The organism is Billgrantia hypersalina, assembly GCF_052584175.1.
On record NZ_JBMIQI010000017.1, the window covers coordinates 247146 to 269621 of the forward strand.

20 protein-coding genes are annotated in these 22476 nt (G+C 64.5%); 7 read left to right on the forward strand and 13 right to left on the reverse strand.

The window, feature by feature from the left end; all coding sequences use genetic code 11:
- Window positions 1-22: 22 nt before the first annotated feature.
- The 3 genes from ACOJCM_RS14170 to ACOJCM_RS14180 are packed head-to-tail and all read left to right on the forward strand — an operon-like array spanning window position 23 to window position 3179.
- Window positions 23-895 (forward strand): putative selenate ABC transporter substrate-binding protein, encoded by an 873-nt coding sequence (locus ACOJCM_RS14170; RefSeq protein WP_445212704.1) that lies wholly within the window; start codon window positions 23-25, stop codon window positions 893-895.
- Window positions 895-1659: an ATP-binding cassette domain-containing protein gene (locus ACOJCM_RS14175; protein ID WP_445212705.1), complete on the forward strand. Its 765-nt coding sequence runs from the start codon at window positions 895-897 to the stop codon at window positions 1657-1659. The genes ACOJCM_RS14170 and ACOJCM_RS14175 overlap by 1 nt, the downstream gene beginning before the upstream one ends.
- A complete protein-coding gene (locus ACOJCM_RS14180) occupies window positions 1656-3179 on the forward strand; it encodes a PhnE/PtxC family ABC transporter permease (protein ID WP_445212706.1) in 1524 nt (507 codons plus the stop codon). Before ACOJCM_RS14175 ends, ACOJCM_RS14180 begins: the two co-directional genes overlap by 4 nt.
- A 5-nt stretch (window positions 3180-3184) precedes the next feature.
- Here ACOJCM_RS14180 and ACOJCM_RS14185 read toward each other — a convergent pair whose 3' ends face one another.
- Entirely contained in the window at window positions 3185-3553 is a 369-nt protein-coding gene (locus tag ACOJCM_RS14185) for a RidA family protein (RefSeq protein ID WP_445212707.1), read from the reverse strand.
- A gap of 170 nt (window positions 3554-3723) precedes the next feature.
- On the opposite strand from ACOJCM_RS14185, the gene ACOJCM_RS14190 reads away from it, so the two are divergent.
- Window positions 3724-4917, forward strand: a complete 1194-nt coding sequence (locus ACOJCM_RS14190) for an MFS transporter (protein ID WP_445212708.1) — start codon at window positions 3724-3726, stop codon at window positions 4915-4917.
- 61 nt (window positions 4918-4978) lie between these two features.
- Here ACOJCM_RS14190 and ACOJCM_RS14195 read toward each other — a convergent pair whose 3' ends face one another.
- The 12 genes from ACOJCM_RS14195 to ACOJCM_RS14250 form a co-directional block, all read right to left on the reverse strand.
- The gene (locus ACOJCM_RS14195; RefSeq protein WP_445212709.1) at window positions 4979-5833 is read right to left on the reverse strand and encodes a universal stress protein; all 855 of its coding nucleotides are present in this window, start codon (window positions 5831-5833) and stop codon (window positions 4979-4981) included.
- 109 nt (window positions 5834-5942) lie between these two features.
- Window positions 5943-8009, reverse strand: coding sequence for a HelD family protein (locus ACOJCM_RS14200; RefSeq protein ID WP_445212710.1), 2067 nt, complete (start codon window positions 8007-8009; stop codon window positions 5943-5945).
- Between the two features lie 48 nt (window positions 8010-8057).
- Entirely contained in the window at window positions 8058-9677 is a 1620-nt protein-coding gene (locus ACOJCM_RS14205; protein WP_445212711.1) for a peptide chain release factor 3, read from the reverse strand.
- Between the two features lie 47 nt (window positions 9678-9724).
- A complete protein-coding gene (locus ACOJCM_RS14210; RefSeq protein ID WP_445212712.1) occupies window positions 9725-10027 on the reverse strand; it encodes a hypothetical protein in 303 nt (100 codons plus the stop codon).
- The gene (locus ACOJCM_RS14215; RefSeq protein WP_445212713.1) at window positions 10024-10266 is read right to left on the reverse strand and encodes a hypothetical protein; all 243 of its coding nucleotides are present in this window, start codon (window positions 10264-10266) and stop codon (window positions 10024-10026) included. Before ACOJCM_RS14215 ends, ACOJCM_RS14210 begins: the two co-directional genes overlap by 4 nt.
- Window positions 10267-10570: 304 nt before the next feature.
- Window positions 10571-10912 (reverse strand): TraR/DksA family transcriptional regulator, encoded by a 342-nt coding sequence (locus ACOJCM_RS14220; RefSeq protein ID WP_445212714.1) that lies wholly within the window; start codon window positions 10910-10912, stop codon window positions 10571-10573.
- A gap of 262 nt (window positions 10913-11174) precedes the next feature.
- Window positions 11175-12191, reverse strand: a complete 1017-nt coding sequence (locus tag ACOJCM_RS14225; RefSeq protein WP_445212715.1) for an isocitrate dehydrogenase — start codon at window positions 12189-12191, stop codon at window positions 11175-11177.
- A gap of 88 nt (window positions 12192-12279) precedes the next feature.
- A complete protein-coding gene (locus ACOJCM_RS14230; protein WP_445212716.1) occupies window positions 12280-13134 on the reverse strand; it encodes a universal stress protein in 855 nt (284 codons plus the stop codon).
- A 23-nt stretch (window positions 13135-13157) separates the two neighbouring features.
- On the reverse strand, window positions 13158-14648 hold the full coding sequence (locus tag ACOJCM_RS14235; protein ID WP_445212717.1) for a SulP family inorganic anion transporter: 1491 nt from the start codon (window positions 14646-14648) through the stop codon (window positions 13158-13160).
- A gap of 331 nt (window positions 14649-14979) precedes the next feature.
- Window positions 14980-15879: a DMT family transporter gene (locus tag ACOJCM_RS14240; RefSeq protein ID WP_445212718.1), complete on the reverse strand. Its 900-nt coding sequence runs from the start codon at window positions 15877-15879 to the stop codon at window positions 14980-14982.
- A 65-nt stretch (window positions 15880-15944) separates the two neighbouring features.
- On the reverse strand, window positions 15945-16748 hold the full coding sequence (locus tag ACOJCM_RS14245) for a slipin family protein (RefSeq protein WP_445212719.1): 804 nt from the start codon (window positions 16746-16748) through the stop codon (window positions 15945-15947).
- Between the two features lie 37 nt (window positions 16749-16785).
- Window positions 16786-18273 (reverse strand): NfeD family protein, encoded by a 1488-nt coding sequence (locus ACOJCM_RS14250; protein ID WP_445212720.1) that lies wholly within the window; start codon window positions 18271-18273, stop codon window positions 16786-16788.
- A gap of 133 nt (window positions 18274-18406) precedes the next feature.
- Between ACOJCM_RS14250 and ACOJCM_RS14255 the strand changes: the two genes are divergently transcribed.
- The 3 genes from ACOJCM_RS14255 to ACOJCM_RS14265 are packed head-to-tail and all read left to right on the forward strand — an operon-like array spanning window position 18407 to window position 21982.
- Window positions 18407-19609: an ABC transporter substrate-binding protein gene (locus ACOJCM_RS14255; protein ID WP_445212721.1), complete on the forward strand. Its 1203-nt coding sequence runs from the start codon at window positions 18407-18409 to the stop codon at window positions 19607-19609.
- Window positions 19610-19640: 31 nt separating this feature from the next.
- Entirely contained in the window at window positions 19641-21335 is a 1695-nt protein-coding gene (locus ACOJCM_RS14260) for an ABC transporter permease (protein WP_445212722.1), read from the forward strand.
- The gene (locus ACOJCM_RS14265; protein WP_445212723.1) at window positions 21332-21982 is read left to right on the forward strand and encodes an ATP-binding cassette domain-containing protein; all 651 of its coding nucleotides are present in this window, start codon (window positions 21332-21334) and stop codon (window positions 21980-21982) included. Before ACOJCM_RS14260 ends, ACOJCM_RS14265 begins: the two co-directional genes overlap by 4 nt.
- The last annotated feature ends 494 nt before the right edge of the window (window positions 21983-22476 follow it).

A 22476-nucleotide genomic window follows, 5' to 3' on the forward strand; every position in this document is an offset into this window, starting at 1 on the left:
CCCCCCTGCCGAAGGAGCCCTCATGCGCCGGATCGCACTGACTGCTGTTGCCCTACCCGCCATCGCCTTGACCCTGTTCGCTCAGGGCGCGGTTGCCGAGACCTTCCGCTTCACCGCCATTCCCGACGAGGACCAGGCCCGCCTGGTGGAGCGTTTCTCCCTGGTCGCCGACTATCTGGAGGCGCGTCTCGGCGTCGAGGTGGAATACTTACCGGTGAAGTCCTACAGCGCTGCGGTCACCGCCTTCCGCAACGACCAGGTGCAGCTGGCCTGGTTCGGCGGGCTCTCGGGGGTGCAGGCACGGCGCCTGGTGCCGGGCTCCCAGGCACTGGCCCAGGGCAGCGAGGACAATGCCTTCGTCAGCTACTTCATCGCCCATGAATCGACCGGGCTCGAGCGCGCCGACGAATTGCCCGACGAACTCGAGGGCATGAGTCTGACCTTCGGCTCGCGTACCTCTACCTCCGGTCGGCTGATGCCCGAGCACTTCTTCCGTGAGCGCTTCGACGGCACCGACCCGGAGGATTTCTTCTCCCGGGTGGGCTACTCGGGGGATCACTCCCGCACCATCGCCCTGGTGGAAGCCGGCACCTACGATATCGGCGCGGTCAACTACACCGTATGGGACGCTGCGGTGGAGGACGGCCGGGTGGATACCGGCAAGGTCGGCGTGATCTGGGCGACACCGCCCTACCCGGACTACAACTGGACCCTGCGCGGCGATGCCGACGAGCGCTTCGGCGAAGGCTTCAGCGACAAGGTCCAGGCCGCTTTCCTGGAGATGGACGACCCGGCGCTGCTCGCCACCTTCCCCCGCGAGGCGTTCATCCCTGCCGATAACGACCTCTACGCCCCTATCGAGGAGGTGGCCGAGGAGCTCGGCCTGCTGCGCTGATGGAGGGAGAGCAACGTCGCCCGCTGGTTCGCTTCGACGCCGAGGATCTCGGTCACGGCGCGCGGGTCGTCCTGCGGCGTCTCACACTCGCCCTGCAGGAGGGCGAACGGGTCGCGCTGCTCGGCCAGAGCGGTGCCGGCAAGTCGACGCTGCTCGGCGAGCTACGCCGCAGGCTCGGACGCCAGGCTGCCTGGTGCCCCCAGCATCATGGCCTGGTGCCGCAGCTTGCCGTTTATCACAACGTCTTCATGGGCCGCCTGCCGGAGCATTCGGCGCTGGCCAACCTGTGGAACCTGGTGCGTCCGCTACAACGCCCCTGGCACGAGGTCGCCGCGCTGTGCGACGAACTGGGCCTGGCCGGCCTGCTGCGCCGGCCAGTGGGGGAACTTTCCGGTGGCCAGCGCCAGCGCGTGGCCATCGCAAGGGCACTCTACCAGGCCAGGCCGCTGTTTCTCGGCGACGAGCCGGTAGCCAGCGTCGATCCCCACCAGGCATTTCGCCTGTTGGGGCTGATCGACACCCGCCACACCACCTCCGTGATAGCCTTGCACCAGCGCGAGCTGGCGCTGACCCACTTCGACCGTGTCTGGGGGCTGCGTGAGGGCCGCCTCGTCATTGACGCCCCCGCCACCTCGCTCACCCTGGCCGAGCTGGATGCCCTCTACCCCGACGCCGATGCCATGGGCAGCGACCCGGCAGCAGCTGACAGCGGCCCGGACGTGCCCGATCCCGAAGCCCTACCCTGTGCCCGGGGGCGGCCATGAGCAAGGGCCTGACGCAGCACCGCGAAGGTGCGGCGTCGATCTGGCGGCGCGGCGACTCGCCCGGCCTGCGCCTGGCCCGTCACGCCCTGTGCCTGGTGGCCCTGGCTGTCCTGCTCGTCCCCTTTGCCGACCTGGCCGTTCACACCCGCGACCCCTGGAGCGAACTCGGACGCATGGCAGCCGGCCTGGCCTGGCCCGCCTGGGGTGCGCTGGAATCTCCCTTCTCGGCGCTCGGCCTGACCGTGGCGGTGGCCCTGTGGGGCACCCTGGCCGGGGTGATGCTGGGCTTCCCCCTGGCGCTGCTGTTCGCCCGCTCGCGGCTGGTGCGCGCCGGCTGCGCCTTCGTGCGCGCCATCCACGAGCTGTTCTGGGCACTGTTGTTCCTGCAGGTCTTCGGGCTCTCGGCGCTCACGGCGCTGGCGGCCCTGGCGATTCCCTACGCCGGCATCTTCGCCAAGGTCTATGCCGAGATCCTCGAGCAGACCCCGAGCGCGCCGCGCGATGCCCTGCCCCCCGGCAGCGGAAGGCTGGCGCGCTTCGTCTACGCCGAGCTGCCGCTGGCGTGGACCCAGCTCGCTGCCTATACCCGCTACCGCTTCGAGTGCGGCCTGCGCGCCAGCGTACTGTTGGGCTTCGTCGGCCTGCCGACGCTGGGCTTCCACCTCGAGACGGCCTTCCGCGAAGGCCACTATCACGAGGCAGGTGCCCTGCTGTGGCTGTTCTACCTATTGGTCGCCAGCTTGCCGTGGTGGGGCCACAAGCGGCTGATTCCGCTCTTGCTGATGGGCGGTGCCTGGCTGCTCGGCCCCTGGCCGAGCGTCGATGGCACGCTGCTGTGGCGTTTCGTCTCCGCCGACGTCTGGCCTGCGGCACTGCTCGCCGGCGACTGGGCGGGGTTGGTGGAGTGGTTGGCGCGCATCCCGGCGCTGGGGCCGGCCATCGGCAACACCCTGCTGCTGGGCTTGCTCGGCACCGTTGGGGCGCTATTGGTCGCGATGGTGCTATGGCCGCTGGCGAGTCGCCACTTCGGCAACCGAGGTACCCGCCTGGTCGGGCAGGGTCTTCTGGTCTTCCTGCGCTCGACGCCGGAGCTGATGCTGGCGTTCGTCTTTCTGCTGCTGCTCGGCCCTTCGCTGCTGCCCGCCTGGCTGGCACTGGCGCTGCACAACGGCGCGCTGATCGCCTACCTCGTGGCACGACACGCCGACGCCATCACGCCTGGCATGCCGGGGCTTCCCGCCAGTGGCAGGCTCGCCTACGAGCTGCTTCCGCGGGTCTTCCCGGGACTCCTGGCGCTGCTCTACTACCGCGCCGAAGTGATCCTCCGCGAAACGGCGATTCTCGGCATGCTGGGGGTTGCCACCCTGGGTTACTACATCGAGGAGGGCTTCGACTACCTGATGTTCGACGTGGCCTTCTTCCTGCTTCTCGTGACTGCCGCGCTCAACATTGCCGTGGACGCCCTCTCGCGACGGCTGCGGCCGCGAGAGGGGCCACTCGAGGATCCCTGCGTGCGTTGAACGTGTCAGACGCCGCCAGCGACGACTGCAGCCGCAACAGTGATTTCCACCCTGAGTTCATCGGCGGGCATCGGTGCGCAGACGCAGGTGCGCGCCGGCGCGTGCCCGGTCGGCACCCAGGCGTCCCACACCGCATTCATGGCGGCAAAATCACTGCCGTCCTTGAGGTAGATCGTCGCCGTGAGCAGATGTTCGCGATCGGAACCCACCTCGGCCAGCAGCGCATCCACCCGCGCCAGCATACTCTCGGTTTGTTCGGTGATGTCGCCTTGGCGCGCCTCGGGGCCGGCCACCTGGCCACACAGGTAGGCAATGCCATTGTGAATGACGGCGCGGCTCATGCGCGCCTTGGTGTCGTGACGAACGATGGTCATTTCTTCTCTCCTGAAACCGCCATGTACTGCGAAAGGGCTGCTCATAAGCAACAAGCCAGCCGATTCTACCGCATCAAGAAGTGCTGATGACGTCACGCCATGCGGCGAAGCTGCTATGATGCCGGGCTTCGATTCTGCCATTCATCTTGCCATCGCTCAGGGAGGGCGTCATGGGCTATCGCACGCTGCTGCGGGATCACCGGGGTTTGCTGGGCATCTGCTTCCTGGCCATGTTCACCTCGAGTCTCGGCCAGAGCTTTTTCATCGGCCTGTTCCAGGCGCCGATCAGCGAACGCCTCGGGTTCACTCCCGGACAGTTCGGCACGGCCTATGCCCTGGTCACGCTGTGCGCCGGCTTCGCCGTGCTGCGCCTGGGCCCCAGCCTCGACTGGGTGCCGCCGCGCCGTTTTGCCCTTATCGTGCTGGCGGCGCTTGCCACCGGTGTGCTGTTGCTGACCCTTTCGCCATGGTGGGGCCTGGGGTTGCTCGGCCTGGGGCTGGTGCGCTTCTGCGGCCAAGGCATGATGACGCACCTGGGCAATACCCTGGCCGGGCGCGAGTTCGTCAGCATGCGCGGTCGCGCTCTGGGCCTTGTCAGCATGGGCATCATGCTCGGGGAGACGCTGCTGCCGCCGGTGATGGCTGCGCTACTGGTGTGGCTCGGTTGGCGAGAGCTCTGGTGGCTGTTCGGCCTGGTGCTGGCCGCCTGCTGGCTGCCACTGCTGCTGCGCGGCCCCTGGCCCGCAGCGCCCGGGCAACGCCCCGCCCGTGGTCAACGCCCCGCCGGCCCCCGCCCCTTTCGCGACTCGCGCTTCTGGCGCCTGCTGCCGCTGCTGATGACGCTGCCGATCACCATGACGGGGCTGTTCATCTACCAAGCGGCGATGACCCGGGATCTCGGCAGCACCCTCGCCGTCTATGCCCTGGCACTGACCGGCATGGGCCTGGCCAAGCTGCCCGGTGCCCTGCTCGGGGGACGCTGGGTCGATCGCCTGGGGCCAGTGCGCCTGGCTCGCCTCTACCTGCTGCCCTACGCGCTGGCCCTGCTGGTCGCCATCGCCTTTGGCGGCAGCCTCGGGGTCTGGGCGTTGATGGTGGGCGGTGGACTCGCCATGGGGTCGCAGGAGTCGATCGCCACCAGCCTGCTGGTACGTATCTGGGGCGCCGAGCACCTCGGCACGGTGCGCGCCACGCTGAGCGCCGCCATGGTCTTCGCGACCGGCTTGGCTCCAGCGCTGCTGGGCGTCGCGCTCGACCTCGGCGCTCACTTCTCTCAGATACTGGGCGGTATGCTGGTCTTCCTCGCCTTCGGCTGGTGGCTGGCCCAGGACGTGCTGCGCAGCCCCGAGGCCCGCGGGGAGTGACATGACACCGCCGGCCCAGGGCCGGTGGTATTCACGAGAGGGAAGGAACGGCCAGGGAGTCTTAGCGCAGCAGCAGCACGGGCACGTTGGCCCGCCGCAGCATGGCGGTGGTGGTGCTGCCCACCAGCAGGTGGCGAATGCGCGAGTGCCCGTAGGCGCCCATCACCAGCAGGTCGATGCCATTCTCCTGCTGATACGCGCGCAGCGTCGCTTCCACCTCGCCGGCGCGGATCGCCCCCTCGGCCTCGTGGCCGACCTCGCGCAGCGCGGCCAGAGCCCAGTCGAGCTGAGAGCGGTTGTCGCCGGTCTCGGCGCCGACGATCACCACGTGCACCGGGACGCCGTTGAACAGCGGGCTCTTGGCCAGCATTTCCACCCCCTTGCGGGTGGTCTTGCTGCCGTCGAAGGCGAGCATTACCCGCTCGGGGCGCTTGAAATCGTTCGGCACCATCAGGATCGGCCGGTGCAGGGTGCGCACCACCCGCTCCAGGTTGGACCCCAGGTGCTCGCTGGCCTGGTGCGCGGTCTCGCCGCGCTTGCCCAGCACCAGCAGGCGAATCTCGTCCTGCAGGTCGGCCAAGGTCTCGACCAGTGTGCCATTGCGCTGGCGCGTGCCGGGCTCCGCCACGCCATCTTCGATGGCACGCTCCTTGGCCGCCGCGAGCATCAGCCGGCCCTGCTCCTGAGCCACCTTGGCGCGCTGCTCGTCGAGCTGCGAGAGCTCCTCGAGCAGATGCTCGCGGGAACCCAGCCCGATGTTGCCGGAAAGGTCCGCCTCGGCGGTCTGCGGGTGGTTGTCCACCACGTGCAGGAAGGTCAGCGGCGCCTCCAGCGCCAGGCTGGCCCAGGCGGCGTAGTCGCACACCGCGGGGGAGAACTGCGAGCCGTCGATGGCGGCCATCACCTGTTCGGTCATCGTGTCGTTTCCTGGCTGGCGTATGTCGTTATAAGTCCTTCCGTTTCTACCTCATGCCATGAGCCCTGGCCAGGTACCAGATCAACGAAGTCGGACTTTCACCCCAGATTCACCATTGAAGGAAAGGAGAAATTTCACCTGCATGCGTCAATGCCAACCGATGCATAGCTCGTGTGCAGGCGACGTAAAGCAGATTGCGCTCCATGTCGGTGGCGTAGTTCTTCGCGGTAGCCTCCGGCACGATAACCCGGTCGAACTCCAGCCCCTTGGCCAAATGGGCCGTGCATACGATGATGCCTGGGCCGAAGGCGACACTCTGCTCCCCAAGCAGTTGCAGCCGCTCGAAGCTGCCGTCGAAGGATTCGAAGATCTTGCGCGCCTGTTTCTGGGTCTTGCAAACAATGCCCAGCGTATTGTGCTCCGACTCGTCGAAATCCCTCGCCATGGCCGCAATGGTGTCGAGCTCGTCGCGCCGGCTTCGGCAGCGAATGATCCGCGGCTCCTCATCGTGGCGCTCGATCGCCTCGAGGTCGGGGTTGGGAGAGATCCGCTGGGCAAAGCGCACGATCTCGATGCTTGAGCGGTAGCTCTTGTTGAGCATGACGAAGGTAGCCTGGCGCAGAACGCCGCGTATCTCATCGGCCTTCGAGGCGCTGTAAGGATTCACCGACTGATAGGCATCCCCGAGCACGGTCTTCTTGCAGGAAAACAGTCGCCCTATCACCGCGTACTGCACCGGCGTGTAGTCCTGCATCTCGTCGATCAGCAGGTGCTTGACGTTGCGCCAGCGGGATTGCACACCCTCGAGGCGCATCTTGAGGTAGATTAGAGGAAAGACGTCGGCATACTCCAGGCGGCCGCGCGAGGCGGTCTTGAACAGCTCCGGCCTGCCCAGCCAGTCGTAAAAGCCCTTGTAGGTCTCGCGCAGGGTGGCCTGGCGCAGCATCTTCTTGATTTCCGCCTTGAGCGCTTTGCACTCCTCGGGCATGAGGTCGTAGTTGTACTGGTTGCCGATCTTGCGCTCGATCTCCCAGCTGACCTGCCTGAGTCGCTCGTTGGTGGGCAGGCTGCGATGCTTGCGAAACACCTCCTCGATCAGCCAACCAGGAACCAGGCGCCGGGCGATCCACAAGTCCTCGGCGGCGAAGCGGTTGGCTTCTACCTCAGCCGCGTAGCGATCGAGCTGTGCCAGGAGATCGGGCGACGCCTTGAAGCGCAGCCGTTCCTGCATCGCTTCGTCGTTCTTCTCGAGCAGGGTGCTGGTCTGCTCGAAGAACGTCTCGAAGCGATACTGACCACCCAGCAGCTCGTCGGCAAGATCCTCCATGCCCACCTGGTTAACGGTTTCCTCACCGAGTTCCGGCAGCACGTTACCGATGTAGTCGGAGAAGACTCGGTTGGGCGAGATAATCAGGATATCCTCGGAGCTCAGGGACTCCTTGAAGCGATAGAGCAGGTAGGCGATACGGTGCAGGGCGATGGAGGTCTTGCCCGAGCCCGCCACGCCCTGGATGATCAATACTTGGGCTTCGTCGTTGCGGATGATGGCGTTCTGATCGCGCTGGATGGTGGCGACGATGTTCTTCATCCCCTCGTCGCTGGCCCGACTCAGGTCCTCCTGCAGCACGTCGTCGACCACGTGAACGGCGCTGTCGATCATCAGTTCGATCTCGCCACCCTTAATGCGGAACTGACGCTTCAGCGTGATCTCGCCCGCCACCGTGCCCTCGGGACTTTCGTAGGCCGCGGGGCCCGTCTCGTAGTCGTAGAACAGCGAGGCAACGGGGGCACGCCAGTCGAAGACTCGATTCTTGCTGGCCAGGTCGTCGCGGAAGTGATGAATGCCGATGTAGATGGGCTCGGCCCGGCTACCCTGGGCGAAGTCGAAACGACCGAAATAGGGCGAGCGCTTCAACTTTTCCAACCGCCGGCGACGTACCAGGGCGTTGTCGCCCGTCATCACGGCCTGCTGGATCGACTCCCGGGCCGAGATCTTCTCGACATGGTCCATCTCGTCGCGGCTGGTCCACAGATACTCCTTCTGCTCCTGGATGTCCTGGGCGTAGGCCTGTAGACGCTGGTTGAGCTCCTCGAGGTTGGCCTCGATGCGCTGCATGGTGTCCTCGAGGTGTCGGCGCTCGGCCTGACGCTCGAAGCTTTCGGTTCTCTTGTCCATTGCGTTCCGGTCAAATCAGGATGTGGCCTGGCCGGGGCGAAACCGGCGTCACGTCGCTCCCACTTCTCGGGTGCCATGGAATTGGATATCGGGCCACTTCTCCATCGCCAGCTCCAGAACGGAGCGATTCGGCGCCATGTAAGCCAGAGCGCCGGCCGCATCGTAGGCGAGCCGGCTGGCGTTGGCCTGCATGAACTTCTTGAGCCGGCTGGCATCGTCTGCACCGATCCAGAGGGCCTTGTGGATAGGCACGCTCTCGAAACCGGCATCGATCTTGTATTCGGTCTGCAAGCGATGCGCCACCGTCTCGAACTGCAGCTGACCCACGGCGCCGAGTACCATGCCGGTCTTCTCCAGGGGATCGAATACCTGGATGGTCCCCTCTTCGCCGAGTTCCTTCAGCGCCTTGTTCAACTGCTTGGCACGCAGGGGATCGTGGAGCCTAGCCATCTTGAAGATCTCGGGGGAGAAGTGAGGTATGCCCTCCAGTTCGAGCAGCTCCCCTTCCGTGATGACGTCACCGATCCGCAAGCGGCCATGGTTGGGAATGCCGATAATGTCGCCGGCGTAGGCGGCCGAGAGCTGCGAACGCTCCTGGGCCATGAAGGTGATGGCATGATCCAGCTTGATCGGCTTGCCCGTTCTGACATGCCTTGCCTTGAGCCCATGACGATATGCTCCCGAACAGATCCGCATGAAGGCGATCCTGTCCCGGTGCAGCGGGTTCATGTTGGCCTGGATCTTGAACACGATGCCGGTGAACTTTCCGGCGCCCGGCTCCACCGTGCGCTGCCTCGCCTCGCGTGGTCTGGGCGATGGTGCCCACGATATCAGGGCCGCGAGAATGTCCTGCACGCCGAAGTTGTTGATCGCCGAACCGAAGAATACCGGGGAGAGATCGCCATCGAGGAAGGCCTGTCGGTCGAAGGGGTCCGCCGCCTCGCGGACGATCTCGACCTCCTCCTTGAAGGTGGCATGGGCAATGGGGAACTTGTCTCGCAGGTAGGGGTGATCCTCTCCATCCAGCACCTCGACCTCGCTGCCTGCCCTGTCCTCCCCGGGCGTGAACTTCAGCATCTGGTCCCGGTGCAGGTCGTAGACCCCGGCGAACTGCTTACCCATGCCGACGGGCCAGGTGACAGGTGAACAGGCGAGGCCCAGGATGTCCTCGATCTCGTCGATCAGCTCCAGTGGCTCCCTGACCTCGCGGTCCATCTTGTTGATGAAAGTGATGACCGGGGTCTTTCTCAACCGGCACACTTCGAGCAGCTTGATGGTCTGGGCCTCGACACCCTTGGCGGCATCGATCACCATCAGGGCCGCATCGACGGCGGTGAGTACCCGGTAGGTGTCTTCGGAGAAATCCTGGTGGCCCGGCGTATCGAGAAGGTTGATCACACAGCCCTCATGCTCGAACTGCATCACCGAGGAGGCCACCGAGATGCCGCGCTGCTTCTCGACCTCCATCCAGTCCGACGTGACAAACTGTTGACTCTTCTTGCTCTTGACGGTGCCCGCCGTGCGAATGGCGCCGCCATACATCAAAAGCTTCTCGGTCAGCGTCGTCTTGCCTGCATCCGGGTGCGAGATGATGGCAAAGGTACGCCGTCGCAGCACTTCTTCGCAAAGCGTGTTGCGCTGCACGTTTTCCGCTAGCGCTTCAACCATATATTGCCTTGATCGGGATTCGGATATTTACCGTCCGTGAGAACGAACTAACTCCACCAGCCTTCATCGAAAGTCAGGGTATCTTGTGAAGACTGAGCCATGTCATGCGGGCGCCAGTAGACCGACTCGATACCCGGCCCCGTGCCCAGTACCAGAGCAGCATCGATTGGGTTGATGGCATTGTCCGCCTCCAGGCTCAATCGAGGCAGGCGCTTGTGGCCTGAGACCCTCTGCCCCATGAAGAGAAGATCGTAATCGACCCAGGTTTCTTCCTCGGGCCGGACTTCCTCGATATGGCGAAAGCCGACTTCCTTGAGAACGGCATCGCGAGTGCTATCGCCATGCTTCATCGCTCGCGCTCCTGCATGAATCGCCAGGCCTTGACCCCTCGTACCAAGGCGCGATTGGTTTCGCTGAGGAAGCGTCCTCGCTCGAAGGAAGCCGACGTCACGCCAGCGCCATGAACATCCTGAAAGACAACCTGCAGGGTCTTGCGAGAATCGAGTGGAAGGAGTTGATGGACGCTGGTCCAGCCATCGGTGGCAGAGAGTTGCTCAATGCCGGGTATGAAGGCGCCTTGGCCGCGCATGCGTATATCCCCTTTTCTGTACGCTGATACCCTCGTGGGCTTAAGATACGAATGATAATCAGGCTCGCCCTGACTCCGTCATGACGAAGCCGCTAATCGGGACGAAAAGGGATGAAGCCTAGGGTGGACTGGGCAGGGTGTCGGTGAGTAACTGTGTCATCGGATCGCTCCTTTGCAGTTACCAGCGACCTCGTGAAGGTATCTGGAAAGGCAGGTTGGCAAGCACTTACGTTAACAAAAGCATTTAGGGGGCTTCAAGCCTGCTCCGCCCCGCATCCTGCGCTGCGACCAAAGGCAGCAACAATCATTCCGCACAGTGGATGCATTTCAACACGGTCGGATCCCATTCCAGCCGTTTTACGGCAATCCACTCACCGCATTCGATACACTCGCCGAACTCACCGCGGTCCAGACGCGCTAGAGCGGCATCGATACGACGCATGGCCAATTGCCGCCGCTCCTCCTCGGCCTTGGCCATGGCCTGGCCCTGCAGGGCATCCATGCGTGAAAGGCGACCGACCGATTGTTGGTCGAGCATCACCGTGGCCCGGCTCTCCTTGCTCTCGTCGCTCTGCTCGACCAGCAATGCCTTGGCATCCTCCAATTGGCGAGTGATCTTCTCGATATCGATATCCGGGTGGTTCACCTCGCATCCTCTTCATAACGCGCACAACGGGTTGAGCCATTAGCGATACGCCAGCTTGCTGAACGCTTCTTGCCAAGGGGCAAGCAGGCAACAGGTCAAGTCTAGCGCACGAAGGAGGGCTTTTATCTGGCTAAGAAAATTCGGATGCCGCTTCGCTCAGATTCAAGCCTGCTTATCAAAGACGATACGGACAAGAAATGGCTGGCTCTCCTTAGTTAGAAGCCGGCACACAAGGGTGCCGGCTGCTGCCACATCGACCCAGTCAAGGGCGGCGAAGATAATCAATGAGCGCGTCGGCGAAGGTGTCAGTCGTCCCCTTACCGCCAAGATCCGGCGTCACTTGATCGGAACCCGCCTCAAGCACGCCCCTTATGGCACCACGCACCCTGGCGGCCTTGTCCTGCATGTCCAGGTGATCGAGCATGTCGGCGGCGGCCAGCAATAGCGCACAGGGATTGGCGACGCCCTGGCCGGCAATGTCGGGCGCCGAACCGTGCACGGCCTCGAATATGGCCACGTCTGCACCGATGTTCGAGCCCGGTGCCAGCCCCAGGCCACCGACGAGCCCGGCGCAGAGGTCGGAGAGGATGTCGCCGAACAGGTTGGTCGTCACGATGACGTCGAACTGATGGGGGTTCATCACCAGCTGCATGCAGGCGTTATCGACGATCATCTCCTGCAATTCGAGCGCGGGATACTCCTTCGCCACTTCACGTGCCACGTCGAGGAACAGACCGGAGCTACTCTTTATGATGTTGGCCTTGTGCACGGCGGTGACTTTCTTGCGCCCGCGCTGGCGCGCCAGCTCGAAGGCATAGCGCACGATGCGTTCCGATCCCTTGCGCGTCACCCGGATCGTCGAGAGTGCCGTCTCGCCATCCTCCGACACGCTCTGCCCTTCCGAAAGATAGGCCCCCTCGGTGTTCTCTCGCACGGTAATGAGGTCGATGTCGTCGTAGCGTGAACGCGTGCCGGGAAAGCTGATCGCGGGGCGAACGTTGGCATAGAGATCGAAGTGACGACGCAGTTGCACGTTGATCGAGGAGAAGCCCTTCCCGATGGGAGTGGTAAGCGGGCCCTTGAGGGCGATGCGGTGCTTCTCGATGGCCTTGAGCGTCTCTTGGGGTATCAAGGTGCCGTGCTTGTCGAGCGCCTCCAGCCCGGCTTCGAAGAACTCGTAGTGAAAGCCGCATTCCAGCGCATCCAGCACGCGCAGGGTGGCATCCATGATCTCGGGGCCGATGCCGTCGCCTTTCAAAACCGCAATCGTCTGGCTCATCAAGCTTTTCCTCCTAGTAAGCAGTTTGGGACAGGACCTGATAAAAAGCCGGCGTACTTCCCGCAGGAAGGGCCGGCTCAGGTAAGCGTCAGCGCAGCAGCAGAATCGGTATTTCAGCCCGTCGCAGCATGGCGGTGGTGGTGCTGCCCACCAGCAGGTGACGAATGCGCGAGTGCCCGTAGGCGCCCATCACCAGCAGGTCGATGCCGTTCTCCTGCTGGTAGGTACGCAGCGTGGCCTCCACCTCACCGGCGCGGATCGCCCCCTCGGCCTCGTGGCCGGCCTCGCGCAGCGCGGCCAGCGCCCAGTCGAGCTGCGAGCGGTTGTCGCCGGTCTCGGCGCCGACGATCACCACGTGCACCGGGACGCCGTTGAACAGCGGGCTCTTGGCCAGCATTTCCACCCCCTTGCGGGTGGTCTTGCTGCCGTCGAAGGCGAGCATTACCCGCTCGGGGCGCTTGAAATCGTTCGGCACCATCAGGATCGGCCGGTGCAGGGTGCGCACCACCCGCTCCAGGTTGGACCCCAGGTGCTCGCTGGCCTGGTGCGCGGTCTCGCCGCGCTTGCCCAGCACCAGCAGGCGAATCTCGTCCTGCAGGTCGGCCAAGGTCTCGACCAGTGTGCCATTGCGCTGGCGCGTGCCGGGCTCCGCCACGCCATCTTCGATGGCACGCTCCTTGGCCGCCGCGAGCATCAGCCGGCCCTGCTCCTGAGCCACCTTGGCGCGCTGCTCGTCGAGCTGCGAGAGCTCCTCGAGCAGATGCTCGCGGGAACCCAGCCCGATGTTGCCGGAAAGGTCCGCCTCGGCGGTCTGCGGGTGGTTGTCCACCACGTGCAGGAAGGTCAGCGGCGCCTCCAGCGCCAGGCTGGCCCAGGCGGCGTAGTCGCAAACCGCGGGGGAGAACTGCGAGCCGTCGATGGCGGCCAATACGTGATCTGTCATGTCTCGTTCGCTCCTTGCTCCGCTCAGTGTCCGCCCATCAATTTCTCGACGGCTTCCGGGTCGTCGTGTACCGCATAGCGGTCTACGATGGTGGCACTTGCTTCGTTGAGGCCGATCAGCTCCACCTCGGTACCTTCACGACGGAACTTGATCACCACGCGGTCAAGCGTTTGCACGGCGGTAATGTCCCAGAAGTGGGCGCGCGACAGGTCGATGGTGACCTTCTCGACGCTCTCCTTGAAATCGAAGGCGTTGCCGAAGCGCTCGGAGGAAGCGAAGAACACCTGGCCCACCACCCGATAGATACGACGGCGACCCTCGTCGGCCTCTTCGGAGCCGATGTAGAGAATATTGCCGACCTTGTTGGCAAAGAACATCGCCGCCAGCAGCACGCCGACGAAAACGCCAATAGCCAGGTTATGCGTACCCACGGTGACCACCACGGTCGCCAGCATGACGATGTTGGTACTCAGCGGATGCTTCTTCAGGTCGCGAATCGAGGCCCAGCTGAAGGTACCGATGGCGACCATGATCATCACCGCCACCAGCGCCGCCATGGGAATCTGCGATACCCAGTCGGCGAGGAAGACGACCATCAGCAGCAGCACCACGCCGGCGATCAGCGATGAGAGCCGTGTGCGGCCACCGGATTTGATGTTGATCACCGACTGACCGATCATCGCGCAGCCGGCCATGCCGCCCAGCAGACCGGAGCCGATGTTGGCGATGCCTTGGCCCTTGCACTCGCGGTTCTTGTCGCTTGGGGTATCGGTCAGGTCGTCGACGATGGTGGCGGTCATCATCGACTCCAGCAGGCCCACCACGGTGAGCATGACCGAGGTCGGCAGGATGATCCACAAGGTCTCGAGGGTCAGCGGCACGTCGGGCCACAGGAAGACCGGCAGGGTGTCGGGCAGCTCGCCCATGTCACCCACGCTGCGGATGTCCATGCCGCTGATCATGTAGACGGCGGTGAGCACCACGATACACACCAGCGGCGAGGGGATCGTCTTGCCGATCTTGGGTACGTAGGGGAATAGGTAGATGATGCCGAGCCCGGCCAGGGTCATGGCATAGACGTGCCAGGTCACACCGGTCAGTTCCGGCAGCTGGGCCATGAAGATCAGGATCGCCAGGGCATTGACGAAGCCCGTCACCACCGAACGCGAGACGAAGCGCATCAGCTCGGCGAGCTTGAGGTAGCCGGCGAGGATCTGGAGCACCCCGGTGAGCAGCGTGGCGGCGAGCAGGTACTCGAGGCCGTGGTCGCGCACCAGGGTGACCATCAGCAGTGCCATGGCACCGGTCGCCGCCGAGATCATCCCCGGGCGACCGCCGGTGAAGGCGATCACCACCGCGATGCAGAAGGAGGCGTAGAGGCCGACCTTGGGATCGACGCCGGCAATGATGGAGAAGGCAATGGCCTCGGGAATCAGGGCCAGCGCGACCACGATGCCGGCGAGGGAGTCGCCCTTGAGGTTGGAGAACCAGTCTTGCTTGATGGATCGGAACATTCTTCGGTCCAATGGGATGGGTTGTTATGCCAGATGGCGCCAGGGGGTCGTGCGAGCGCTCTTTCAGCCACGCGCCATGTCGGCGCGATGTTGAAAGCGACGCTGGAAAGCTTCGGGTTCGGTCAGGCAGCCCGGAACATCATTTCGATGTCGAGCGGTGACGTGCCGATGACGGCAGCGTCCGAGGGAGGGAGCGCTAGGGCGGCGTAGCCAGCCCGGTCGGGGGAGTCAGCACGTTGCGTCGCATCCATGGCCAGAAAACTTGGGCGGCCTAGACTTTCGTCTAACGCACAAACCCGTCAGGAGGCCGAATACTAACAGAGTTCTCGTTTTACTGCATCCCGGCCCGCAGGCGCCGTTCCAGCCGGCGCTCATGCAGCCCCTTGACCAGCAGCGTACCGAGCACCAGGGCGCCGCCTGCCAGTGCCACCGGCGCCGGTCGCTCCCCGAGTATCCACCATACCCAAAGGGTGCCCACCACCACCTCAAGCAGCATCAACAGGCCCACCTCGGCAGCGGGCAGGAAAAGCGGTCCGCGCTGTATCAGGGTGAATCCCAGCGGCAGCAGTACCAGGCAGAGCAGGATCAGCAGCACCAGGCTGTCGGCGGGTGGCAGCGCCATGCCATCGCCGGCCAGGCCGAACAGCGCCGCCGACGCCGCCACGATCAGCCCGGAGAGCGTGAGCATGGGGCTCATGTCGACGCCGGGGCGGGTACGGCAGAGCGTAAAGTTGGCGGCCAGCGCCGTCGCCGCCAGCAGCGCGAAGGCGTTGCCGATCCACGAGCCCGCCCCGGCTTCGTCGAGCACGATCAATGAGGTGCCGAGCAGGCACAGCCAGATGGCGAGCCAGGTACGCCGCGGCAGCCGCTCGCCGAGAAACAGCCTGGAAAGCAGCGCGGCGAGCAGCGGCGCCCCGGCCAGGATCATCAGCACGTTGCCGCCCTTGGTGTACTGGTTGCCGAGCACGAAGCCGAAGGTGGAGAAGCTGAACAGCAGCGCCACGCCGATGCCGGTCCAGCCGCAGCGGCGATAGACAGCGGCGGTATTGGCACCGTGCCGCGCCAGCACGATGATGACGAAGCCCAGGGCGGTGAGCAGCCCCCGCCAGACCAGTATCTCGCTGTCGGGCAAGCCGATGAGCTTGATCAGCAGCGCATCGGGCGAAATGATCAAGGCACCGCCGCCGGTCATGAGAAGCCCCTGTTGGCGGTGCGAAAGGGAGTGTAACAAGGCGTCCTCGCTAACCGATGAGACGCCTCAGGATGCCACGATCGTCTGTTCCAGGCACGCTGGGCTCAGCCTTCGCCCAGGTCGTTCGGACGTGCGCCGGCACTTCTGGCCTGGGCTGCCGGCGAGGCCTGCATGTGCTTGAATGCCTCCATGATGTCCATCGGCAGCGGGAAGACGATGGTCGAGGCGTTCTTGTTGCTCATGTCGCTCATGGTCTGCAGGTAGCGCAGCTGCAGCGCAGCGGAATTCTCGGCCATGACGTTGGCCGCCTCGACCAGCTTCTTGGAGGCCTGAAGCTCACCCTCGGCATGGATCACCTTGGCCCGCCGCTCGCGCTCGGCCTCGGCCTGGCGGGCGATGGCGCGGATCATGCTCTCGTCCAGGTCGACGTGCTTGATCTCGACGTTGGCGACCTTGATGCCCCACTCCTCGGTCTGGGCGTCGATGATCTCCTGAATATCGTCATTGAGCTTGTCGCGCTCGGAGAGCATCTCGTCGAGGTCATGCTTGCCCAGCACCGAACGCAGCGTGGTCTGGGCCAGTTGGCTGGTGGCGACGGTGAAATTCTCGACCTGGATGATCGCCTTTTCCGGATCGACCACGCGAAAGTAGAGCACGGCGTTGACCTTTACCGTGACGTTGTCCTGGGAGATCACGTCCTGCTCCGGTACGTCCATGGTGATGACGCGCAGGTCCACCGTGCTCATTTGCTGGATGCCGGGAATGACGATGATCAGCCCCGGCCCCTTCACCGACTGAAATCGGCCGAGAAAGAAGATCACGCCTCGCTTGTACTCCGGCAGGATACGGATCGATGCAGCGACCAGCATGAATAGCAGCACTACCGGCACGAGATATGAAATCAGCATGAGCACTCTCCTTGATGTGTCGAAAACGGGGTGGCTTTCATGACGGCTCCGTCACGCCTGTTGCGCTGTCTCCTTCCATGGGTTCGACCTCGAGTGTCAATCCCTCGACCGCTACTACCCGAACCGCCTGGCCACGCTTCAAGGCAACGCTGCTTCGCGCATTCCAGCGCTCGCCCCGCAGCCGCACATGGCCCTCCTGCACGAAATCCTCCAGCGCTACCGCCTGGCTACCGACGAGCTGCTCCTGGCCGGTGCGGGCCGGACGTCGGCGCAGGCCGGCGAAGCGAATCACGACCCACAGCAAGATCCCTGCCGCCAGCAGGGCGATTCCGCCGATCAAGGGCAGCGACACGGCCAACTGATCGGAGTCCATCAGCAGCACCGAGCCGATCACGAAGGCGACGATGCCGCCCATGCCGAGAATGCCGAAACTCGGCATCAGGGCCTCACCCACGATCAGCCCCAGGCCCACCAGGATCAGGGCCAGCCCGGCATAATTGATGGGCAGCATCTGGAAGGCGAATAGCGCGAGCAACAGCGAGATGACGCCGATCGTGCCTGGCACCAGGCTGCCCGGGCTGGAGAGCTCGAAGATCAAGCCGTAGAAGCCGATGATCATCAGGAAGTAGGCGACGTTGGGGTTGGTAATGACCTGAAGCAGCTGGGTGCGCCAGTCGGGGTCGAAGCGCTCGATGGTCAGGCCGGCCGTATTCAGGGTGCGCTCGCCATGCTGCATGACCACTTCGCGGCCGTCGACCTGCTCGAGCAGCTCCTCGATGTCGTTGGCGACCACGTCGATCACGCCTTGATCGAGCGCCTCGCGAGCGGTCAGGTTGACCGCCTCGCGGACCGCCTCTTCGGCCCAGTCGGCGTTACGCCCGTGGCGCTCGGCCAAGCTGCGAATATAGTAGACGGCGTCCTCGAGCACCTTGCGCTCCATGGCGGTCTCGCCGCGCCTGGGGCTATCGGCAGGCGCAGCCTCGTCATCGCCGTTGGCCGTGTCTTCGCCGGCCTGTTCATCGCCGGCCTCGTCGTCGGCCGGCTCCTCTTCCTCGGCAGCTTCATCTTCCTCGGCGGGGTCCATGCCCGGTAGCCCACCACCGCCCATCTGCACGGGAGTGGCCGAGCCCAGGTGCGTCGCCGGCGCCATGGCGGCCACATGGCTGCCATAGAGCAGATAGGTACCGGCGCTGGCGGCGCGCGCCCCGCTGGGCGAGACGTAGATGGCAACGGGCACCGTTGATGTCAGCATGGCGCGGATCATGCTGCGCATGGAGGCGTCCAGCCCGCCCGGGGTATCCATCTGCACGATCACGAGCTCGGCCTCGCGTTCGGCAGCTTGGCGCAAACCGCGCTCGAAATAGTTACCGGTAGCCGGCCCGATGGCCCCGTCCACCGTCATAACCTGGGCGATGCGCTCGTTGTCCTGGGCCTGGCTTTGCCAGGCCAATCCTCCTAAGGCCAGGCACAGCAGGCTCGACCACAGCACGAGGCGACGCAAGAAGCCGGCACGGCGCACGCTCATGATGACCTGTCCTCGAGTCAGGATGAGGGTATGCTGGGGGAACTGCTCCTGTTTCAGCATCTTCTGAAATCAGGTTAGCAGGCCGAACACGGAAAGCCGAACCCACCGACAGGCCCACGATAGGAAGACAGCGATGCCGACCCGCGCCCTTGCCGCCGCCCTTGCCCTGGCCTTCACCACCTCGCTTCCCGCGGTCGCGAGCGACTGGCAGGCGGTGCTCGACGAAGCCCGGGGCCAGACCGTTTATTGGCATGCCTGGGGCGGCGACACGCGCGTCAATGATTACATCGGCTGGGTGAAGGGTCGCGTCGAGGACGAGCACGACATCGAGCTGGTGCATATCAAGATCGAAGACACCGGCTCCGCCGTCTCCCGGGTGCTGGCCGAACGCAGCGCCGGAAACCACGACGCGGGTAGCGTGGACCTGATTTGGATCAATGGCGAGAACTTCGCCTCCATGAAGGAGAGCGACCTGCTGCATGGCCCCTTCGCCGAGCAGTTGCCGAACTTCACCCTGACCCATCCCGAGCGCAACCCCGAGGTGGTCACCGACTTCACGCTGCCCACGGAAGGCTTCGAGTCGCCCTGGGGCAAGGCACAGCTCACGTTCTACTACGATGGCGAAGCGCTGAAGCAAGAACCACCTCGCAGCGTGGCGCAGCTTCTCGCCTGGGCCGAGGTCAATCCGGGACGTTTCACCTATCCGCGTAGCGCCGACTTTCTCGGCGGCACCTTCCTCAAGCAGGTACTGATTGCCTTGGTAGATGACGAGGATGCCCTGTACGAGCCAGTGGAGCAGAGCGACTTCGACGCCGTTACCGCACCGCTGTGGGATTATCTCGACGCCTTGCATCCTCACCTGTGGCGCAGCGGCCGGCAGTTTCCCGCCAACGGTCCCGAACTGCGTCGCTTGATGGCCGACGGTGAACTGGCGCTGGCCTTCACCTTCAACCCGGCGGAGCCAGCCGCCGCGGTAGCCGACTTCGAACTGCCCGAGTCGACCCGCAGTTTCGTCCTCGACGGCGGAACCCTGGGCAACGTGCACTTCGTTGCCATACCCTTCAACTCGCCCCACAAGGCGGGCGCCATGGCGGTGGCCAACTTCCTGCTTTCCTCCGAGGCCCAGGCCCGCAAGCAGGACATCTCGGTCTGGGGTGACCCCACGGTGTTGGACGTGGCACGCCTCGACGAGGAGGAGCGCGCGCGCTTCGAGCAGGCCGCCGAGCATCCCGCCATGCCATCGCCGGAAGCGCTGGCCGACATCCTGCCGGAGCCGCACCCCAGCTGGATGACGGCTTTGCAGGAGGCGTGGCAGGCACGCTACGTCGGCCGCTGACCCCACCACGGTCCGAGCGAACGATACGCCAATGCTACGTCTCGCCCCGCTGCTGATCGTCACGCTGCTGGTCGGCCCGATAGTCGCCGGCCTGTTCACGGCATTGTTGCCGGCCTTCGGCTATTTTCCTGCGCTGGGTGGCGAAGGCCTGAGCCTGACGCCCTGGCGCGACCTGTTCGCCCAGCCCGGGCTGGGCCGCTCGGTGGCTGTCAGCTTCGCCAGCGGCCTGGTCACCACGGCCGTGGCACTCGTCGTGGTATTGCTGTTTCTGGCCAGCGTAACGGGGAGCCGACTGGATCGCTGGATTCGCCGGCTGGTGGCGCCGCTGCTGTCGCTGCCCCACGCCGCCGCGGCCTTTGGCCTGGCCTTCCTGATCGCGCCTTCCGGGCTGCTGGCGCGGCTGGCCTCACCTGGGCTGACGGGCTGGGAAAGACCACCTGACCTGCTGATCGTCAACGACCCCTGGGGGCTTTCGCTGATGGCCGGCCTGGTCGTCAAGGAGATTCCCTTCCTGCTGCTGATGAGCCTCGCCGCCTTGCCCCAGCTCGACCCCGAGCGACACGTGGCCATGGCCCGCTCGCTCGGCTATCGTCCGTTGACGGCCTGGCTCAAGGTGGTGGCTCCGGCGCTATATCCACTGATTCGGCTGCCGGTCTACGCGGTAATCGCCTACGCCACCGCTGTAGTGGATGTCGCCCTGATTCTCGGTCCCACGCTGCCGCCGACGCTCGCCGTGTCAATTCTTTCCTGGTATCAGGATCCTGACCTCGCCCGGCGCTTCATGGCCTCCGCAGGCGCCGTGCTTCAGCTCGGCGTCACGGCAGCAGCCCTTGCCACCTGGTGGTGCCTGGAGCGTCTCGTCGCCCGGCTGGGTCGGCAATGGCTAGCCCGCGGTAGCCGCGGCCATGGCGAGCCGCCGCTGCGTGTGGCGGGCAAGGGATTGATCCTGCTGGCCTCCCTCGCCGCCTTCGTGGGCCTGGGCGGACTCGCGCTCAGCTCCATTGCGGGCTTCTGGCGCTTTCCCGATACCTTGCCCCAGGAATTCACCACGGCGCACTGGATGCGCGCCCTGCCCTCTCTCGCGACGCCGGTCGCCACCACGGCACTGGTCGCGATCGGCGCTACACTGCTCGCCCTGGCGCTGACCCTGGCGGCGTTGGAGAACGAACAGCGCAGCGGCCTGCACCCGGCTCAGGGTCGGCTGCTCTCGTCGCTGACGCTACTCTATCTACCGCTGATCGTGCCTCAGATCGCTTTCCTGTTCGGCCTTGTGGTGGTGATGGAGTCCCTGGGTACCCGGCCTCAGCTATGGCTGGTCATTTTCGGCCACCTGCTGTTCGTGCTGCCCTACGTCTTCCTGTCCCTCTCCGAGGCCTACCGCCGCTTCGACCCGCGCTGGTCGCAACTGGCCCAGAGCCTGGGCGCCTCTCGCCACGCCGTGTTCTGGCGCGTGCGGCTGCCGATGCTACTCGCACCGCTGCTCACCGCCGGCGCCGTGGGCCTCGCCGTCAGCATCGGCCAGTATCTACCCACGCTGCTGCTCGGCGCCGGTCGCATCAGTACGGTCACCACGGAGGCGGTATCGCTGGCCGCCGGCGGCAACCGGCGGGTCATTGGCGTATGGGCGCTGGTTCAGGCCGGGCTGCCGCTGCTGGGCTTCGTCATCGCCATGGGTCTGCCCCGACTGCTCTGGACCAACCGCCGCGGCATGCGAGGGACCTTATGAACGCCAATCACCACCTGACACTGAAGGACGTTCATCTCAGGCTGGAGGGAGCACCCCTGCTGTCACTCGATGCCGAGATCGGCCCCGGCGAGGTGCTCACCGTGATGGGGCCGTCCGGCTCCGGCAAGTCTTCCCTGCTGGCCTACCTGGCGGGTTTTCTCGCGCCGTGCTTCCAGGCCAGCGGCGAGGTCCTGCTTGACGGTCGCGAGCTCGGCCGGCTGCCGGCGGAGCGGCGCGGCATCGGACTGCTGTTCCAGGACCCGCTGCTGTTCCCGCACCTCTCGGTGGCCGGCAACCTGCGCTTCGGCATGCCCCGCGAGGCGACCGACAAGGCCGAGCGAATCGAGACAGCGCTGGAGCAGGTCGGCCTCGGTGGCTTCGGGCCGCGCGACCCCGCCACGCTGTCGGGCGGTCAGAAGGCTCGCGTGGCGCTCATGCGCCTGTTGCTCGCCGAGCCCTGCGCCGTGCTTCTCGACGAACCTTTCTCCAAGCTCGACAGGCCATTGCGCCACGACATGCGCCGGCTGGTGTTCGACCGGCTGCGCGAGGCTGGCCTGCCCAGCTTGCTGGTCACTCACGATAGGGAAGACGCCGAGGATACCGATGGACGGGTAATCGAACTGGGTCATGGAGCACTTTCGCCTTGAGATAGCCGACACGGCATGACGGGAACGCCATGCGGGATGGGTGAGACAATGCCGTGACGGCAGCCAGGGAACGAACTTACAGATGCCACGTTTTTTTGAGTCACCCTTTGTCTCGGCGTTATTTCGAAGGCGGCTTCCAACCCGAATCAACCGCTAGAGCGCTTCCGATTATTAGCGGTAGTCACCCATTTAATCGGTTTAATGGTCTTTCTTTATGACGTATTCCATACTTTGTCTTCCGTAAAATACGGGTACGATTCTCCTTGAAAATCGAGGGCGAGAGAATCCTTCACTCACATTCACGCCTTCCCCTTCTCTTGAGAACATCACGACTTTTTCAGTGTCGGATAGTGCAGAGACGGACTTGAGGCTGTGTGACGGCGAGTTACCTCTCTTAAGTTATTGTAAACAAAAACTGTCGAGCTCTTGCTGATAAAAGTGGTAGCGATTCGTCAAGCTCCTTAGGGCACCGCAACTTGACTTAGGTTATGTGA

What these genes read in the sequence shown, in the direction of transcription:
- ACOJCM_RS14170 (WP_445212704.1), top strand. Translation starts at nt 23, where the DNA reads ATGCGCCGGATCGCACTGACTGCTGTTGCCCTACCCGCCATCGCCTTG.
- ACOJCM_RS14175 (WP_445212705.1), top strand. Translation starts at nt 895, where the DNA reads ATGGAGGGAGAGCAACGTCGCCCGCTGGTTCGCTTCGACGCCGAGGAT.
- ACOJCM_RS14180 (WP_445212706.1), top strand. Translation starts at nt 1,656, where the DNA reads ATGAGCAAGGGCCTGACGCAGCACCGCGAAGGTGCGGCGTCGATCTGG.
- ACOJCM_RS14185 (WP_445212707.1), bottom strand. Translation starts at nt 3,553, where the DNA reads ATGACCATCGTTCGTCACGACACCAAGGCGCGCATGAGCCGCGCCGTC.
- ACOJCM_RS14190 (WP_445212708.1), top strand. Translation starts at nt 3,724, where the DNA reads ATGGGCTATCGCACGCTGCTGCGGGATCACCGGGGTTTGCTGGGCATC.
- ACOJCM_RS14195 (WP_445212709.1), bottom strand. Translation starts at nt 5,833, where the DNA reads ATGACCGAACAGGTGATGGCCGCCATCGACGGCTCGCAGTTCTCCCCC.
- ACOJCM_RS14200 (WP_445212710.1), bottom strand. Translation starts at nt 8,009, where the DNA reads ATGGACAAGAGAACCGAAAGCTTCGAGCGTCAGGCCGAGCGCCGACAC.
- ACOJCM_RS14205 (WP_445212711.1), bottom strand. Translation starts at nt 9,677, where the DNA reads ATGGTTGAAGCGCTAGCGGAAAACGTGCAGCGCAACACGCTTTGCGAA.
- ACOJCM_RS14210 (WP_445212712.1), bottom strand. Translation starts at nt 10,027, where the DNA reads ATGAAGCATGGCGATAGCACTCGCGATGCCGTTCTCAAGGAAGTCGGC.
- ACOJCM_RS14215 (WP_445212713.1), bottom strand. Translation starts at nt 10,266, where the DNA reads ATGCGCGGCCAAGGCGCCTTCATACCCGGCATTGAGCAACTCTCTGCC.
- ACOJCM_RS14225 (WP_445212715.1), bottom strand. Translation starts at nt 12,191, where the DNA reads ATGAGCCAGACGATTGCGGTTTTGAAAGGCGACGGCATCGGCCCCGAG.
- ACOJCM_RS14230 (WP_445212716.1), bottom strand. Translation starts at nt 13,134, where the DNA reads ATGACAGATCACGTATTGGCCGCCATCGACGGCTCGCAGTTCTCCCCC.
- ACOJCM_RS14235 (WP_445212717.1), bottom strand. Translation starts at nt 14,648, where the DNA reads ATGTTCCGATCCATCAAGCAAGACTGGTTCTCCAACCTCAAGGGCGAC.
- ACOJCM_RS14245 (WP_445212719.1), bottom strand. Translation starts at nt 16,748, where the DNA reads ATGCTGATTTCATATCTCGTGCCGGTAGTGCTGCTATTCATGCTGGTC.
- ACOJCM_RS14250 (WP_445212720.1), bottom strand. Translation starts at nt 18,273, where the DNA reads ATGAGCGTGCGCCGTGCCGGCTTCTTGCGTCGCCTCGTGCTGTGGTCG.
- ACOJCM_RS14255 (WP_445212721.1), top strand. Translation starts at nt 18,407, where the DNA reads ATGCCGACCCGCGCCCTTGCCGCCGCCCTTGCCCTGGCCTTCACCACC.
- ACOJCM_RS14260 (WP_445212722.1), top strand. Translation starts at nt 19,641, where the DNA reads ATGCTACGTCTCGCCCCGCTGCTGATCGTCACGCTGCTGGTCGGCCCG.
- ACOJCM_RS14265 (WP_445212723.1), top strand. Translation starts at nt 21,332, where the DNA reads ATGAACGCCAATCACCACCTGACACTGAAGGACGTTCATCTCAGGCTG.